The following is a 16,186-nucleotide window of genomic DNA, read 5'->3' as shown; positions in this document are numbered from 1 at the left end:
AAAATCTTTAGTATTAATGAGTATTTCTGCTGCATTTTATGCACAGGCTCAGGATGTTTCTGTCATAAGAAATACAGTAGAGGTTTATTCAAGTACTCCTATGGTGGGATCGGCTAAGTTTAATGCGATGGCTGGAGCTAATGGAGCGCTGGGTGGTGATGCAAACTCTTTGCTTACGAACCCTGCAGGTTTGGGAGTGGCTATTTCAGGAGAGGTTTCAGGAACTTTATCTATTTTAGGAAATAAAAACAGCACTTCTTTAGGAGGATCTACAATAGATTACAGCAAAACCAAAGGAGATCTTGGGAATGCGGGGGGAATAATTGCTTTTCCTTTGATGACAGAAACCGGATGGAAGTTTATCAATATTGGTATTAATTTTTCTAATCAGACTCTTGATAATGTAATTCAATCTCCGGGAAATAATAATGTGGTTTATGCTTTTGATAAGGATGATATTACCAAAGATGCGGCATTAGCAGGTCATATGTATGAAAGATACGGTAACTTGTCAAAGATGAGTTTCGGGGTAGGTGCCAACTATAATCATAATTTATATTTAGGAGCAGGTTTCAATTTTTTCAATGCTTCATTGGATCAGTATGATACTTTATTTTACCGGAACATTGCCAATGGCTCTACAGAAGCATTCAGTAAGCAGGATACTCCGTATTCAGAAAGATCTTCAGGTTTTTCTGCTTCATTGGGGGTAATCGGGAAGCTAAGTCCTAATTTCAGATTGGGAGCATCTCTTGAAACACCTACATTCTGGACGATAGACAGAAATTATTACTTCTATAATGATCCCGTTTACGGAGATGATATGGGAGCTGAAAACAGAAAGTTTACTTCACCGCTTAAAGCAACAGTAAGTGCTGCCTTTGTAGCGAGTAAAAACTTCTCGTTGAACGTAGACTATACTCTTGGACTTACAAAACCTGATTATAAAGTATATGGAGGTGCAGAAAGAGAGTTGAATGATTTCTTCAAAGACAACTACAAGAATCTTTCAGAAGTAAGAGTGGGAGCTGAGTACAGAGTACAGCAGTTCAGATTGAGAGGAGGATACTCTTACCAGTCAAGTCCTTTTGATGCACTTACAATCAGTAGATTTAATGATGCAGGAAGTGTTGGAGACCAGTCTTACAGCAACTTGATGCTAAGTGATAGAAATACACTTTCCTTTGGTATTGGATATGATTTCAAATCATTTTATATCGATGCGTCTTATCAGAATATTTCGTCTAAGTATACCAATCCTTTCATGAGAGGATATATGGGCGATAATTTTGATTCGTCCTATTATTCTGCTAAAAATACTTTCGAAAGCGATGCTTATGCTGTGAGTGATGTGAAAAACAACAGAAATAATTTCTTCCTTACTTTAGGATGGAAATTCTAATCTGATGCTTTAAGAAATATCAAAATATACAAAGGCTGCCCGAAAAATTCGGGCAGCCTCTTTTTTATTGATTTTTGTCTCCCATTTATATACAATGGAAAGTATACAATATCCATTTTTTAATCCGGATTCTGTACCAGATTAGGCTGTATCTGTATCTGCTGTTCCGGAATATATTCTACTACTCTGTTATGGGTATAAGGTACCGTATAAAAGACGTTACTTCCACTTAAATGGGTGCCGGGATATTGCCTGTCGAGATCCAGTTTGTTTCTGAAAACATCATATCTTCTATGTCCTTCAAAAGCCATTTCCAACCTTCTTTCCTGTAGAACAACATCCAGAGCAGTTTGCCCTGCAGGAACTGAATTGTATACAGGTATTCCGGCTCTTGTTCTGATGGTATTTACATCTGCGAGTGCTGAAACAGTATTCCCTGCTTTTGCAGAAGCTTCAGCTCTGTTCAGATATATTTCTGCCAGTCTTATAATAACCGGAGACCATAATTGCGGAACACCTTCCTGTAATGAACATTTTAAAACATAAAATTTAGGATATCCGTTTCTTTTATCCATGTCATTATCCAGGTATACATAAGTTTTCCCACCGGTTGCGTTTATAAAATAATAGTTTGTTTTATTGGGTGCTGCCTCAGATTGTACCTGATAATTGATATTATCCATGGTGAAATAAGTATTTCCATTCTGCTGGAAAGTCTTTTGGAATTGATAACTGTAGGTGGCGGCACCGGATGAGTTGGTCCCTTTTTGTACCCAATAAGCTACCGGAACCGCCGGACTGCTATATTTTGGAGAAATAAACTTAATCCTTGCATCCTGAGGATTCTGGTTGATGAGATCCAGATAAGAGGAAGAAGCATACATTTCACCCCAGCCCACATTCTGTATGGTGGCATACATAGAGCCTATCGTATACCAGCCATCACTATAGTCTCCATCTTTATTATATTTAAATGCAAAAATGGTTTCTTTATTGGTTTCCGGAGTTTTGGTGGCATAAGCAGGCAATTCTGCTTTAGACAGAAGGGTATACTTCCCGGAATTGATGACTTTATCTGCATATTCAATCGCTTTATCATTATTTTCCATGTATAAGAAGACTCTGGAAAGTAAAGCCTGTGCTGCTTCTTTGGATGCATATATATTGTTTTTATCCAGGGTCATCAGTTTTTCTGCTTTCAGAAGGTCGTTTACCACTTGATTGTATATCTCTCCTACGGTGGCTCTGGCAGGCAAATCGTTGACATCGTCAGATAGTTTTAAGGGTACTCCGGGATTACCTGTCCCCTGATTATAGGGTCTTCCAAATACATTGACCATAGAAAAGTATACATAAGCTCTTAAAAAATAATTTTCGCCTATGAGCTGATCTGTTTCTGTGTCTTTTCCTTCGGTAACCTTTGATATAACTCTGTTACATCCGATAATAGCTTTGTATCCCGAGTTCCAGATTGTATTGGTGCGGGCATTGTTTTTAATGCTTTTATAATTATAATAATAAAAAAATGAATCGGTGGTAGTTCCGCTGATATCAATATTATCACCACCATATTCACTGATCCTGTACAGGTTGTTGTAAAAGCCACCGCCATCCGCATCTCCTTTAAGCAATGCATAATTTCCCAGCGTTATGGTTTTGAGTCCGGTTGCATCTGCAAGGATAACATCAGACTCCTTTGAATCATACGGTGAACGGTCTATGTTACATGCCGTTAATGATAGTATGAGAATGGGAATAAGTATTTTTTTCATAATTATTTTTTTAAAAAGAAAAGTTTAAGCCTAAGGAAAATCTTCTCGGAATAGGGTAGATAGCTCCTGCATTACCAGAATAGACGCTTTGGCTATCTGCATTACCAACTTCAGGATCCACTCCTGAGAATTTGGTGATGGTAAATAAATTTTCACCCATAATATAAATATTCGCTGATTTTATTTTCATCTTTTCTGTTAGAGATGCAGGTAAATTATATCCTATTCTCAAGGATCTTAACTTGACAAAGCTGGCATCCTCAAGATACCGTGATGAAGGCTTATTTGTTAGTGAATTATTGTTGTATACAGCAGCCGGATGGGTTGCGATATCTCCTGGCTTTTCCCACCTTGTCCATCCATCTTTTAAAACCATCTGGTTGTAATACGGATAGGCACCGTCTGAATCAAATAATTCTCTGTACGAGTTATATACTTGCCCACCCTGAGAGAAATAAAGATTTGCGGCAAGATAGAAATTTTTGATGTTCAGATTAGTACTTACAGAGCCGTAATAATCTGGTGTGGCAGCTCCTACCACTTGTACGGTAGCCAGGTTGTATTTTGAGGTCGCACTTCTGCTTCCATCCGGATTAATGATCTCCCATTGTGCTTCACCATTTTCCGGATTTACACCCAGCCACTTTCTCATATAGAAAGAGTTAACGTCATATCCTTGTATAGCTACATGATAATTGTCCAAGACCTGTGTGCCGTTATTACGGGTTGAAAGGACATTGTTTTTATAGGTGCTGATATTAAACCCCAGATCCCAGTTGATATCTTCTGATCGGATAATGGAATAATTTACATTGAACTCCCAGCCTTTGTTTCTGACGTCACCGATATTCACGTACTGTCTGTCAACTCCAGTCAATGATGGCAGAGGGACGAGCATCAGCAGGTTTTTTGTTTTATTATTAAAATAATCAATATTTAAAGTAAGTCTGTTATTAAATGCCTTGATATCGGTACCGATATTATTCTGATAGATTGATTCCCAGGTTAACCCAGGGTTTCCGAGCTGGTACCATGTTGCTCCTATTTGTCCATCATATTTCTCAGTCAGTCTATATAGGTCCTGCCATCCGTAATCCGGACTGGGGGTATTTCCTACAAGTCCTCTGCTTGCCCGTAATTTCCATTCGTTAACAGGTTTTACTTTGAAGAAATTTTCTTTATGAATATTCCATCCCACACTATACGCATAAAATAAGCCGTTTCTGTTGTTGGCACCGAATGCAGAAGATGATTCGCTTCTTAAAGAGCCTTGGATAAAATACTTTTTATCATATACATACTCTGTGTTAAAAAGGAAAGCATTATAAGCGCGGTCAAATTTTCTCCCTGTTGGCTTTTGTCCTGTAGAAGCACCGGTATTAAAAATATCTGTACCCGGTACTACACCATAAACACCTGCTCTTGATGACTTATAGAATCTGTCGGTATATTCATATGCAGCTAATGCGTTGATGTTATGATTTCCAAAATCTTTGTCAAATCTCAGCATTTGATTGAAAAATTTGCTGATGTCTTTTTGATAGTTTTCTGTTAATTCCCCTTTATTACTTGTTCCACTGATCGATCTGGGATCGGTATAGTACATATCATCATAGTTTTTGTAGGTAACATTGTTAGTGGTAATGAATTTAAGATAATCAGTAAATCTGACTTCAGCATCCAGATTTCCTATGAGATCCAGCTGATTACTTTTGCCATAGTTCCATTGAAGGTCATAAAGGTAACTGCTTTTATCCCTTCCGTACCAATCTGCGTAATCCTCATCCACCCGGATCAGATTTCCATTGGCATCTCTGGGGTTGTCCCATGGCATATTAAGGTACATCTGATAAAGGGAAGCCTGAGTATCTTTTCCCGTGGTGTATGATAAGCTGACTTTCGGTTTCAATATCAACCAAGGCTTTATAGTCTGTTCATGATTGATTCTGAATGAGAGCCTGTTGTATTCATCTCCTTTTATTGTTCCGGTTTCATTATAATAATTTCCTGAAATATAGGTTTTGGAATGGTCTGATCCACCTCTGAAATCAATAGTGTAATTTTGTACAACTCCTGTTTGTGTACCACCTTTCAGCCAGTTGTAGCCATCGTTTCTAAGGGTTTTAGGGATTTCAGGTGCTCCTTTTAATGAGGTGAAATAATCATACAACTGAGTTCCGTTCATAAGTTTGAAACGTCCATTGTTAAATACATTAAACGAATTATTAAGAGATGCACTTAATGTCCCTTTTCCTGAATTCCCTGATTTGGTAAATACCTGTACAATACCATTGGCAGCTTTAGAACCATATAAGGCTGTTGAAGCTGCATCTTTTAAGATATTAATACTTTCAATCTGATTGGGATCCAGATTGGGCGCATAGGGCATTACTACACCATCCACTACCCAAAGGGCAGAACTGGGACCATTAATAGTAGAATTCCCCCTGATCTTTACAGTGGCTGAGGAACCGGCAGCCCCGCTATTGGGCATAACCTGAACTCCGGCAGCTTTTCCCTGCAGAAGGCCGGATACGCTTGGAGTGTTGGAATCCTGAAGTTTTTTGTCGGAAATAACAGAGACAGCGGCTGTAAGACTGGATTTTTTCTGTGCTTTGTAGCCAATAATTACAATGTCATCAATTTTTTTTTCTTCTAAAGAATCTGTTTTCTTTGTGGTCTGGGCTGCCATAAAACCCGTCATTAAGAAAAAACAGACTGATGTTGTTAAGTTTTTTTGTTTTTTCATACAATTTTTAGATGATGGTAATGTCGCTAATGTACAAAAAACAATGTATTAATGTTACGTGTGTGTTAAAAAATGTTAAACAATATATTTTTATTTAATTTAATATGTAAATATTTAATTTCTATTTAATTTTTCACGTAAAATATTTTTTAAAAAACAAATTTTAACTTATTTATCTAAAATGCTATGGGGTAAAGATCAACGGGTATGATGGGAAAAAAATGAATTATTAATACCGGCTAAAAATGAAAAAGCTCCGAAATCCGGAGCTTTGTTATGATTAATGAGAATGAGCAGTGGGATGTTGATGGAAAAGATGCATCATCAATGCAAGCGAAACTCCTAAAACAACCAATCCGATTTTTACCCAATCAATATTGTGATTTTTATTGCTTTCAAAAATGATCACGGATGAGATATGAAGGAAAATTCCTCCTACAATAGCCAGGAAATAAGGCTGAAGGTCCGGATTGAAATAATTTCCTAATAACATTCCCATGGGAGAAGCCAGTGCGAATAGGGCTACAATGAGAATAGAAGGATAAGATGAAGAACTTTTTGATTCCCCCTTTCTGTTAAATAAAAATGCTCCCAGAATAAATGAGATCGGAAGATTGTGAAACACAATTCCCCAAAGGTAGGGTGACATTTCGTGCTGCTCATTAGCCAAAGGAATCCCTTCAATAAAAGCATGAATGAATAGTCCTACCATTAAAGCAACGGGAAGAATATTATGTTCACTATGATGATGGAAGTGTCCATGCTCAAAACCTTTGGTAAGCGCTTCCAGAATCATCTGGAGAAGAACTCCTGCAATTACAAATATCCCTAGACTATTGCTTCCTGCAGAGGTATAGACCTGAGGGAAGACTTCGTTGAGACAGATTGTAATCAAAAAACCGGCACTTAATATCAGTAAATTTTTAGCCAGTTTTTCTTTTTTACCAAAGTGTTTTCCCAGGAATACTCCTGTTACGACACTTAAAATCAGTAAAAGTATTGTTGTCATTATTTTTTCTTAAATAAATTGATGCATCGCGGGGAATTTTCTTTCTTAAATTCATTCAGCTGATAATCTCCCCAGATTTTTATTCTTTCAAATCCACATTCCGAAGCATAGGCATGAATGGCTTCCAAGGTATGAAGTTTTACTTTTTCAAAGAAATGAAACGGCTTACCGTCAGCCTCAAAACGGATATCTTTGATGACATGTCTGCCTTCGATCTTCTTTAAAATTCTGAACTCAATATCGCCTCGGGTTATTGTGGTTTCAGGAACTAAGGTATTTCTTACAAATTCTTCATTCAGATAGTCCAGAACAAAATATCCTCCTGGTTTTAAAGCATTGTAAACCGATTGGAATACTTTCTTATCATCACTTTCATTGTCAAAATACCCAAAACTTGTAAATAAATTGAATACAGCATCCATCGGATCGGCATCAATAGGGTTTCTCATATCATGAACTTCAAAAAGCAGCGTTTGATTTTCGTACTGTTTGTCCGATTCAATACTTTGTCTTGAAAGATCAAGTCCCAGAACATCATATCCTAATTTGTTAAGGAAAACAGAGTGTCTTCCTTTACCACAGGCAAGATCTATGATTTTCGACTGAGGCGGAAGCTGAAGGTCCGCTGTGAGCTTTGTAATGAAGTTTTCTGCTTCTGTATAGTCTCTGTTGCTATAAAGCAAATGATAATAAGGGGTATCAAACCAAGATTCAAACCATTCCATAATGCAAAAATAACTAAATTTGTGCGGTTAAAAGCAAAGTATTTTACAACATTAAGAGATTGAAAAATTCAATTGGACAAGAAGTTGGATGGTTAATCTTTTAATTTTTAAAGCTTTAAATCTTTTAATTCAAACTTATGGATACAGAAAATATTAAAATACAGATAAAGACATTCTTCGGATTGGAGCAGATTCTGGCAGAAGAAATCAAAAAATTGGGTGGAAGGAATGTTGAAATTAAAAACAGAGCAGTTAACTGTGAAGGGGATCTTGGTTTTCTTTATAAAATCAATTACTCTGCGAGAACAGCATTGAAAATCCTGGTGCCGATTCATGAGTTCAAAGCTTTCAATCAGCACCAGTTCTATGACAGATTGTTCAAATTTGAATGGGAGAACTTTATGGATGTTGATCAGTCTTTCTCTATTGATGCTACGGTCAATTCTGAAACCTTCAAGCACTCTCAGTTTGTAACTTTAAAAATGAAGGATGCGATTGTGGATTATTTCCAGGAAAAATTCAAAAGACGTCCGAATGTAGAAACGAGAAACCCGGATATCAAATTCCATCTTCACATAGACAGAGAATTGGTAATGATTTCAATGGATTCTTCAGGAGATCCTTTGTTTAAAAGAGGATACAGAAGAGAACAGGGAGAAGCACCTATCAATGAAGTGCTGGCAAGCGGAATGCTTCAGCTGGCAGGCTGGGATGGAAAAGGAAATTTCCTTGATCCGATGTGCGGTTCCGGAACATTATTGATTGAAGCAGCAATGATTGCGATGGATCTTCCGGCTCAGATTTTCAGAAAGAGATTCGGGTTCCAGAACTGGAATAACTATGATGCAGACTTATTTGCAAAAATCAAAGAATTCAGAATTAACAGAGTGAGACAATTTGATGGAAAAATTGTTGGATATGACATTGATGCAAGAATGCTGAATGCTGCCAGAATGAATGTAGAAGCAGCAGAAATGGAAGATGTTATTGAGATTAAAAAACAGAACTTCTTTGATTCCAAAAAAGAGCTTTTCCCTTTATTAATGGTATTCAATCCTCCATACGACGAGAGAATTTCCATCAATGACGATGATTTTTACAAGAAAATAGGAGATACTTTTAAAACGCATTACCCGAATACATTGGCTTGGCTGATTTCTTCAGATTTAGAGGCAGTGAAGAAAATCGGCTTACGTCCTTCAAGAAAGATCAAACTTTTCAACGGAAAGCTGGAAACAAGATTCTTGCAGTACGAAATGTATGAAGGAACGAAGAAAGTACATAAATTGGAGGAGAATAAATAGAGCTTAAAATAATAAACTGATGTCCTGGAATTTTTTTGATCTGTTAGATACTCTATTTAGTGTATCCGGGCTGTTTCAGAGTGGTTCAACATCATCACGTTTAAGCTCCGATAGAAAGAGCCTGAATTATGATGAAAAACCTCAAAAGAAAGAATCTAAGAGATCAAAATACTTCACAGAGAAAGTAAGTGCCTTAGCTTTGGTATTGGCAACATTTTCTTTTTTTATTGTTTTTAAAGATCCTTTACCGGTACAAAATTATGCACAAACTTTAGTGGTAGCTTCTTTAATAGGAACTGGTATTTCACTTATAGTGTTTTTTATTTTGTACGTTTTGGAACTTTATTATTTTAAAACGCTGTTCAAGCTACTTCTTTTCAGTTGTTCCGTAATCGCTTTTTTTGTTTCGGCAGTATTATATATCTACTTTAGATCGGGATTTTTTATATAATAGGACAAAATAGTGTGAAGGAACGAAGAAAGTTTATAAATTGGGAGATAATAAATAATAACCTCTGAGATTAGAAATGTCCTGGAATTTTTTTGACATATTTGATGTAGTTTTTGATTTATTCGGTCTGTTGGCTTCTGAATCAAAATCGTCACGTTCAAAATCACCTTCAAAACCTGAAAGAAAAGCTTTAAATCATAATATAATATCTCAAAAGAAGGAACGAAAAGATTTAGATACTTTAAAGAAAAAATAACTTCTGGAGTTATTAAGATCATAAAAAAATAGGTTGTACCAACGAGTGTACAACCTGTTTTTTTTATCGTGCCATGGACGGTGCAAAACCATACTGTTTTTTAAAGGCGTGTGAAAAATGGGAGAGGTCTTCAAAACCTACTTCCAGAAAAACATCAGAAGGCTTTTTGTTCTTTTCTGATAAATGATAATAGGCCAGTTCAAGACGCTTTTGCGTAAGCCATCGCTGCGGAGTCGTTTGAAAAATCTTTCTGAAATCTCTGTTGAAAGTAGATAAACTCCTTCCTGTCAGATATCCGAATTGTTCCAATGGCATATTGAACATATAATTCTTCTCCATAAAATTGATCAGATCTACTTTTCCCGGCTCATCAAAATCTGCAAGTAAAGCATCGATATCCGGATCAATTTCCCTTAAAATACTGATGGCTTCAGTGATTTTCAGATGGGCGATGTTTTCAGGAAACGGACCTTCAATATCAAAATAAGGAATGAGAGAAGCCAGGCAGCTGTTCAGGAGCGGATGGCTGCTAAAACTGTGAATGGTAGACTCTCTCTGTCCGTCTTTCCTTTTATAATCAATGGAGCTGTAAAAATTCTTCAGCCGTTCTGTGGTAAGATGCATTGCTACGGCTTTATGTGGAAGTCCGTCTTTGGGGTAATTGATAATTGTGGCAAGATGATTTCTCGGAATCAGAAAAATATCTCCTGCTTTGAACAGATAGGTTTTATCTGCCTGAATAATTTTCGTTTCTCCTGATATGAACCATACCAGCATATGATATTCAAAAACTGTTTCCGTTTTGAAGAGCTTGTCGTCATAACTGGAAATTTTGATATCCGGCGTGAGGTACTGTATCTGGAATTCCATTGTCAAAAGTTTTTCATTACAAATGTATTTAAAAACGGCGACTATATATAATTTTACGCTTTGTCATTCTGACGAAGGAAGAATCTCATATAAAGCTTAGATTCTTCATTTCACTGCGTTGCATTCAGAATGACAGCGTCATAATAATAAGAAAGCAGGAATTGTAAAATGGGATATAATTGCCTAAAAACAGTTATTGGGTTTTAAACTCAAATCCCAGCATTTCTTCGCTTAATTTCCATAAACGTTCAGCATTGTTTTTATCGACAGAGTAGGATTGTACTCCCCGAATGGTTGCCGGTTCATCAAATCTATGTTCAATTTGTCCTTTGTCTATTTCAGCAATATCACAGTTTTCGCAATAAACTCCTCCTATTTCGTTAAGTTGAGGGCTTACAGCGCACCAGATTGTTGTGGCAGCTCCTTGTGGAATGGTTTTTAATCGGGCTTCCACTTCAGGTTTTATATTTCCGTTTTCATCGTGGGTTCCCAACTGTTTAAAAAGTTCAATAGGTTCTTCTCTACCCAGATCAGTTCCATAGACAGAACCAGGGTGAAGGGAATACGCTCTGATATTGAATTCTTTTCCTCTCTTGTCAAGTTCTACGGCAAACAGATTACAGGCTGTTTTGGATTGTCCGTATCCGGAAAGGGTATCGTAATCTCTTTTTTCAAAATTGGGATCTTCAAAATCAAAAGGTGCCATTTGGTGGCCATATGAAGAAACATTGATAACTCTTGCGCCATTTGCTTTTTTCAGAGCGGGCCATAATTTTGAGGTAAGATGAAACTGTCCAAGGTAGTTCGTTGCCAGTTGAGATTCAAAGCCTCTGCTGTCTCTACGAAGGGGAACCCACATGATTCCTGCGTTATTAATCAAAAGATCCAGACTTTTACCAGATGCAATAAATCTTTCTGCAAAAGCGTCAATAGATGCCGGATCCATCAGATCCATTTTCTCAATTTCAAAATTTTCAATTCCGGTAAGGTTTTCCCTTGCTTTTTCGATATCTCTTGCGGGAATAATAACATGCGCTCCGGCTGAAACAAGAACTTTTGTGGTTTCAAGTCCAATTCCTGCATAACCACCGGTAATGATGACTGTTTTTCCGGTAAGATCTATTCCTTTAATAACTTCCTGAGCTGTTGAAGATGCATCAAATCCTGATTGAATAGGTTGTTGCAATGTGCTGATTATTGTTTCCATTTTTTATTGGTTTAAATTTCTATAGCAAAATTAGGATGGATTTTTCGTGTTTATTTTGTTTAAAATGTCAAATGACTTGGCTCAGAATTTCATTTGTAATCTCCATGTAGTAAGGCAGGTAAAATTCCCGATCGTTAATTTATCTGAATAAGCTGTTAAACTGTTTGTAGGTTGTTCTGCGAATAAGTAATTTTGAAAAATTTTCAATTTGAAGCCTACTATTTCTATTGTCGTTGCCATTTACAACCGAAAAGATGAACTTTTCGAGTTGTTGACCTCTCTTACTCAGCAGACAGATAAGGAGTTTGAGATTATTATTGTAGATGATGGTTCCTTAATCGACCTGAAACCTACCATTGAAAATTTTGATGGAATCCTGGATATTAAATATTTCAGAAAGGATAATTCAGGTCCCGGACTGACAAGAAATTATGGAGCAGCAAGAGCAGCCAATGAATGGCTGGTATTTGTAGACAGTGATGTCATCGTTGAAAAAGATTATATCGAACATATTAAAAACGATATCCTTACCATTCCTTGTGATGCTTTTGGAGGAGCAGATAAAGCGCATAAAGGATTTAATCTGATGCAGAAGGCTATTTCGTATTCTATGACTTCTGTTTTTACAACCGGAGGAATCAGAGGGAGCAAGAAAGCTGTTTCGAAATTTCAACCCAGAAGTTTTAATATGGGGGTGAAAAAGGCTGTTTTTGAAAAAGTAGGCGGATTTTCAGAGATGAGGATAGGTGAGGATCCGGATCTTTCCATGACGCTTTGGGAAAATGGTTTTACCACTGCTTTTTTTGATGATATTGCTGTATATCATAAACGTAGGGTTGATTTTGGGAAATTCTCCAAGCAGGTCTACCAATTTGGCTGTGCAAGACCGATTCTTAATCAGAGACACCCCAATTATGTGAAGATTTCCTTTGCATTTCCTACCTTATTTATGCTAGGATACCTGATGGGCTTTCTGGAGTATTTTATAATGGGAAGAGGAATCATCCTTGCTTTCTACGGATTGTATACCTTTTTGGTGCTGTTTCACGCTTTATTGTTGACTAAAAATATCAGCATTGCCGGTATGGCGGTTATTTCCACCTATATTCAGATGTTTTCTTACGGGTATGGTTTCCTGAAATCCTGGATTTTACTGAATGTTTTCAGAATGAAGCCTGAGGATGCTTTTCCGCATCATTATTATAAGAAATAACAAGATCGTTGTCTGCAAAAGAAAATTCAATAGGAATGGGCTTTAGCCCATTTATCAAATAAATAAAATCTTCCAAAGGCTTTAGCCCAAGCCTATAAAAGATTATACGAAACATTTGTAATTCAATATCTAGACAGATAGATTGACAGATAAAAAAGGCTGTTTCAAACGAAACAGCCTTTTTACAATAAAATTAGATGGTTGAAATGTTTTCATGGTGGTTAAGAACTCCTACTTTCAGCATACATTCCTTCATTTTATGATAAGTTCTTTTGATATCGTGGTCCAGACCAATGGAGAATCTGATCAGTCCGTCAGAAATCCCTATGGAAGCTCTTTCTTCTTCCGGGATTTCAGATGAGGTAGATTTTCCTGAGCAAGAGAATAAGGTTTTATAGAATCCTAAACTCACGGCAAGATACCCCAGATTTTCTGTCTGCATCAGTTCCATCAGTTCGTTTGCTTTTTCCGTTGTTCCGGCATCCAGAGTTAGTAATCCTCCGTATCCGTATTCTTCATGAATCATACTTTTCATTAATTCATGGTTTTTATGAGATGGTAAGCCGGGATAAGATACTTTTAAACCGTCTTTTTCGAATCTCTCAGCCAGATACATGGCATTGTGGCTATGCTGTTTGATTCTGATATGTAATGTTCTCAGATTTTTTAAGATACTTGAAGACCTTAAACTATCCATCGTTGGACCAAGAAGCATACACGCCCCGGAATTGACATTTTTAGTATCATCAATAAATGCCTGAGTTGCACAATATACTCCTCCTACCGTATCACTGCTTCCGTTGATGAACTTTGTTAAACTGTGAATCACAACATCTGCTCCGAATAATGTTGGAGAGATTGAAAGAGGAGAGAAGGTATTGTCTACAATCAGCTTCAGGTTGTGTTTTTTACAGATTTCGGAAAGTTTTCTAAGATCTGCTACTTCAAGAAGCGGATTGCTCACACTCTCACAATAAATAACTTTAGTATTGGGAGTGATTGCTTTTTCTATAGATTCAAAATTATTGATGTCAACAAAAGTAGTCGACACATTGAATTGAGGGAAAAAGTTTTTAAGAAAAGCATAAGTTCCTCCGTAGATGGTTCGGCTGGAAATAATATGGTCTCCACTTTTGCACACCTGCATCAAAACGGAAGTAATAGCTCCCATTCCGGATGCTGTAACGTTGGCAGATTCTGTGTTTTCCATCTTGGCAAGAGCCTGGGCCAGATACAGATTCATCGGTGATGAATGTCTGGAATACAGATAACATCCTTCCGCATTTCCTTCGAAAGTATCAAACATGGTCTTTGCAGAAAGGAATGTATAGGTAGAGCTATCAGAGATAGAAGGATTCACTCCTCCGAATTCACCAAAATACTGAAGATCCTGGATCTCATTGGCTGCGTTAAAGTTTTCCATAAATATTGTTTTTATTTTATCGTTCCAATTTGCATTAATTTCCTAATAATTACAATATAAAATTGAATTTATAGAATATAAAACTGTAAAATATTGTTTATTTAGAAAAAATATTTAGTATCTTCGGTATTATTAAATTTTTACCAAAAAAATATCTATGGAACTTGACGAAACGGATAAGAAACTGTTACTTTTTTTACAGGAAGATTGTAAGCAAACCACCAAAGAGCTGTCCGGTAAGCTTGGATTGTCGGTTACAGCAATTTATGAGCGTGTAAAAAAGCTTGAAAATGCTGGGGTTATTTCAAAATATGTAGCCTTGCTGGACAAGAGTAAAGTTAAGAAAAATTTTATCGTTTTATGTCATGTGAAGCTAAGTCAGCATAAAAAGGAATTTGTACTACAGTTTGAAAAGGAGGTGATGGATCTTCAGGAAGTGACAGAATGCTTCCACGTAAGCGGTGACTATGATTATATCCTTAAAATTGGAGTGAAAGATATTGAAGACTACCGTAGTTTTATGCTCACAAAGCTTACGACGCTTCAGCACATCGCAAGTACACACAGTTCTTTTATGATTTCCGAAGTGAAAAATACGACGGCAATCATATTATAGATAAATTTCCCAGTCAGTTATTGGTCTGCTTTGGTTATTTTATCAATGAAATAATGAAGTCTTTTAATCTCTGTTCTGCCTTTATTTTTATCATTCAGAAAGCACGTGGTTACAATGACCATTTTTAAATCAGGAATGATACAGATAAGCTGTCCGCCATAACCGGTGGCTACAAAAGCCTGATGCCCGTTGGTTTTTCTTCGCCACCAGTAATAGCCGTAACCGTTGGCATTCGGCATGACATCCCATGAATCCAGTTTTACCTGTTCAGAAGTAGATTCCTGAATCCATTTTGAAGAGACGATCTGTTTGCCGCTAAATTTTCCGTTGTTCAGGATTATAGTGCCGAATTTCAGCATGTCTTCAGGTTTCATAAACATCTCCGAACCTGCGATATTCCTGTTCATGGAATCTGTATCCCATCGTGGAGTATTCATCTTTAATGGCCTGAAAAGATTTTCTGTGGCGAACTGTTTCAGATTAGTTTTTACGATTTTGGCTAATGCTGCGCCGAAAAGATGGGTTTCACCACTGTTATAATTGAAGACTGTCCCCGGATATTCTTCAAAAGGAAGATCCAGTACAAATTTTACGGGATCACCGGAAAACAACATAGCGGTGGAAATTTTTGAATTTTCAACCCAGTCAAAACCACCCTGCATGGTCAGCAGATTTTTTAATGTTAATGTATTTCTGATGGAATCATGAGCTACCTTTCCTTCAATATTGGAAATATTTTTGAAACTGCTTCTTGATATATTGTATTCCGGAAGAATTTTTAAAACCGGAGTGTTGAGGTTAGGAAGTATATTTTTATCCTGTGCAATGCCAGCCAGCACAGATAAGATACTTTTGGTAACAGATTTTATACTGAAAATAGTCTCTTTATCGGCTCCATGGAAGTACTGCTCATAAATTACCTTATTGTTTTGTGAAACAATGAAAGATCCCAGGGAAGGAATGCTGTCATTAATTTCTTTAGTGAATCCGTCTGTAAAATCTTTGGGTAGCTCTTTGTTGAAAGCTGCCTGCGACTTCACTTTAGGGCAGAATAGGGTAAGACATAGTATTGTGATAGCCTGCAGAAGTTGCCTGGATTTCATTGTTTACAAAAGGAAGGATAAAATTATTAGTTGACGAAAAAAGTAAAAGCCAAATCAATTCGGGGGAATCAATATAGCTTATGCTT

At 36.9% G+C, this 16,186-nt stretch carries 12 protein-coding genes; 4 read left to right on the top strand and 8 right to left on the bottom strand.

Annotation, left to right across the window (positions count from 1 at the left end; translation table 11 throughout):
- Positions 1–16 precede the first annotated feature (16 nt).
- A complete protein-coding gene (locus tag DDF69_RS13125) occupies positions 17–1,402 on the top strand; it encodes an OmpP1/FadL family transporter (RefSeq protein WP_228411990.1) in 1,386 nt (461 codons plus the stop codon).
- Positions 1,403–1,521: 119 nt separating this feature from the next.
- Here the strand turns inward: DDF69_RS13125 and DDF69_RS13120 are convergent, their stop codons facing one another.
- From DDF69_RS13120 to DDF69_RS13105, 4 genes are all read right to left on the bottom strand, one after another.
- On the bottom strand, positions 1,522–3,174 hold the full coding sequence (locus DDF69_RS13120; protein WP_114821181.1) for a RagB/SusD family nutrient uptake outer membrane protein: 1,653 nt from the start codon (positions 3,172–3,174) through the stop codon (positions 1,522–1,524).
- A 10-nt stretch (positions 3,175–3,184) separates the two neighbouring features.
- A complete protein-coding gene (locus tag DDF69_RS13115) occupies positions 3,185–5,923 on the bottom strand; it encodes a SusC/RagA family TonB-linked outer membrane protein (RefSeq protein ID WP_114821180.1) in 2,739 nt (912 codons plus the stop codon).
- A 280-nt stretch (positions 5,924–6,203) separates the two neighbouring features.
- A complete protein-coding gene (locus DDF69_RS13110) occupies positions 6,204–6,932 on the bottom strand; it encodes a ZIP family metal transporter (RefSeq protein ID WP_114821179.1) in 729 nt (242 codons plus the stop codon).
- Positions 6,932–7,657, bottom strand: a complete 726-nt coding sequence (locus DDF69_RS13105; RefSeq protein ID WP_114821178.1) for a class I SAM-dependent DNA methyltransferase — start codon at positions 7,655–7,657, stop codon at positions 6,932–6,934. The genes DDF69_RS13110 and DDF69_RS13105 overlap by 1 nt, the downstream gene beginning before the upstream one ends.
- Before the next feature lie 137 nt (positions 7,658–7,794).
- On the opposite strand from DDF69_RS13105, the gene DDF69_RS13100 reads away from it, so the two are divergent.
- Complete coding sequence (locus DDF69_RS13100) at positions 7,795–8,961, top strand: class I SAM-dependent RNA methyltransferase (RefSeq protein WP_034695266.1); 1,167 nt, start codon at positions 7,795–7,797, stop codon at positions 8,959–8,961.
- Positions 8,962–9,731: 770 nt separating this feature from the next.
- Here DDF69_RS13100 and DDF69_RS13085 read toward each other — a convergent pair.
- Both DDF69_RS13085 and DDF69_RS13080 read right to left on the bottom strand, forming a co-directional pair.
- Positions 9,732–10,538, bottom strand: coding sequence for a helix-turn-helix domain-containing protein (locus tag DDF69_RS13085; RefSeq protein ID WP_114821175.1), 807 nt, complete (start codon positions 10,536–10,538; stop codon positions 9,732–9,734).
- Between the two features lie 193 nt (positions 10,539–10,731).
- The gene (locus DDF69_RS13080; protein ID WP_114821174.1) at positions 10,732–11,745 is read right to left on the bottom strand and encodes an SDR family NAD(P)-dependent oxidoreductase; all 1,014 of its coding nucleotides are present in this window, start codon (positions 11,743–11,745) and stop codon (positions 10,732–10,734) included.
- 208 nt (positions 11,746–11,953) lie between these two features.
- On the opposite strand from DDF69_RS13080, the gene DDF69_RS13075 reads away from it, so the two are divergent.
- Entirely contained in the window at positions 11,954–12,958 is a 1,005-nt protein-coding gene (locus DDF69_RS13075) for a glycosyltransferase (RefSeq protein WP_034695272.1), read from the top strand.
- Positions 12,959–13,151: 193 nt separating this feature from the next.
- On the opposite strand, the gene DDF69_RS13070 is transcribed toward DDF69_RS13075, so the two are convergent.
- On the bottom strand, positions 13,152–14,381 hold the full coding sequence (locus DDF69_RS13070) for an aminotransferase class I/II-fold pyridoxal phosphate-dependent enzyme (RefSeq protein ID WP_114821173.1): 1,230 nt from the start codon (positions 14,379–14,381) through the stop codon (positions 13,152–13,154).
- Positions 14,382–14,538: 157 nt separating this feature from the next.
- Here DDF69_RS13070 and DDF69_RS13065 point away from each other — a divergent pair, with 157 nt between their 5' ends.
- Positions 14,539–14,997: an Lrp/AsnC family transcriptional regulator gene (locus DDF69_RS13065; protein ID WP_034695278.1), complete on the top strand. Its 459-nt coding sequence runs from the start codon at positions 14,539–14,541 to the stop codon at positions 14,995–14,997.
- Between the two features lie 17 nt (positions 14,998–15,014).
- Here DDF69_RS13065 and DDF69_RS13060 read toward each other — a convergent pair whose 3' ends face one another.
- On the bottom strand, positions 15,015–16,100 hold the full coding sequence (locus DDF69_RS13060; protein ID WP_114821172.1) for a serine hydrolase domain-containing protein: 1,086 nt from the start codon (positions 16,098–16,100) through the stop codon (positions 15,015–15,017).
- Positions 16,101–16,186 lie beyond the last annotated feature (86 nt).

Origin of the sequence: Chryseobacterium sp. KLBC 52, from assembly GCF_003347605.1 — a bacterium.
In the GTDB taxonomy this organism is placed as follows: domain Bacteria; phylum Bacteroidota; class Bacteroidia; order Flavobacteriales; family Weeksellaceae; genus Chryseobacterium.
Note: the sequence above shows the minus strand (reverse complement) of the source record. Positions and strands in the feature narration are given on the sequence as shown.

What these genes read in the sequence shown, in the direction of transcription:
- DDF69_RS13125 (WP_228411990.1), top strand. Translation starts at nt 17, where the DNA reads ATGAGTATTTCTGCTGCATTTTATGCACAGGCTCAGGATGTTTCTGTC.
- DDF69_RS13120 (WP_114821181.1), bottom strand. Translation starts at nt 3,174, where the DNA reads ATGAAAAAAATACTTATTCCCATTCTCATACTATCATTAACGGCATGT.
- DDF69_RS13115 (WP_114821180.1), bottom strand. Translation starts at nt 5,923, where the DNA reads ATGAAAAAACAAAAAAACTTAACAACATCAGTCTGTTTTTTCTTAATG.
- DDF69_RS13110 (WP_114821179.1), bottom strand. Translation starts at nt 6,932, where the DNA reads ATGACAACAATACTTTTACTGATTTTAAGTGTCGTAACAGGAGTATTC.
- DDF69_RS13105 (WP_114821178.1), bottom strand. Translation starts at nt 7,657, where the DNA reads ATGGAATGGTTTGAATCTTGGTTTGATACCCCTTATTATCATTTGCTT.
- DDF69_RS13100 (WP_034695266.1), top strand. Translation starts at nt 7,795, where the DNA reads ATGGATACAGAAAATATTAAAATACAGATAAAGACATTCTTCGGATTG.
- DDF69_RS13085 (WP_114821175.1), bottom strand. Translation starts at nt 10,538, where the DNA reads ATGGAATTCCAGATACAGTACCTCACGCCGGATATCAAAATTTCCAGT.
- DDF69_RS13080 (WP_114821174.1), bottom strand. Translation starts at nt 11,745, where the DNA reads ATGGAAACAATAATCAGCACATTGCAACAACCTATTCAATCAGGATTT.
- DDF69_RS13070 (WP_114821173.1), bottom strand. Translation starts at nt 14,381, where the DNA reads ATGGAAAACTTTAACGCAGCCAATGAGATCCAGGATCTTCAGTATTTT.
- DDF69_RS13065 (WP_034695278.1), top strand. Translation starts at nt 14,539, where the DNA reads ATGGAACTTGACGAAACGGATAAGAAACTGTTACTTTTTTTACAGGAA.
- DDF69_RS13060 (WP_114821172.1), bottom strand. Translation starts at nt 16,100, where the DNA reads ATGAAATCCAGGCAACTTCTGCAGGCTATCACAATACTATGTCTTACC.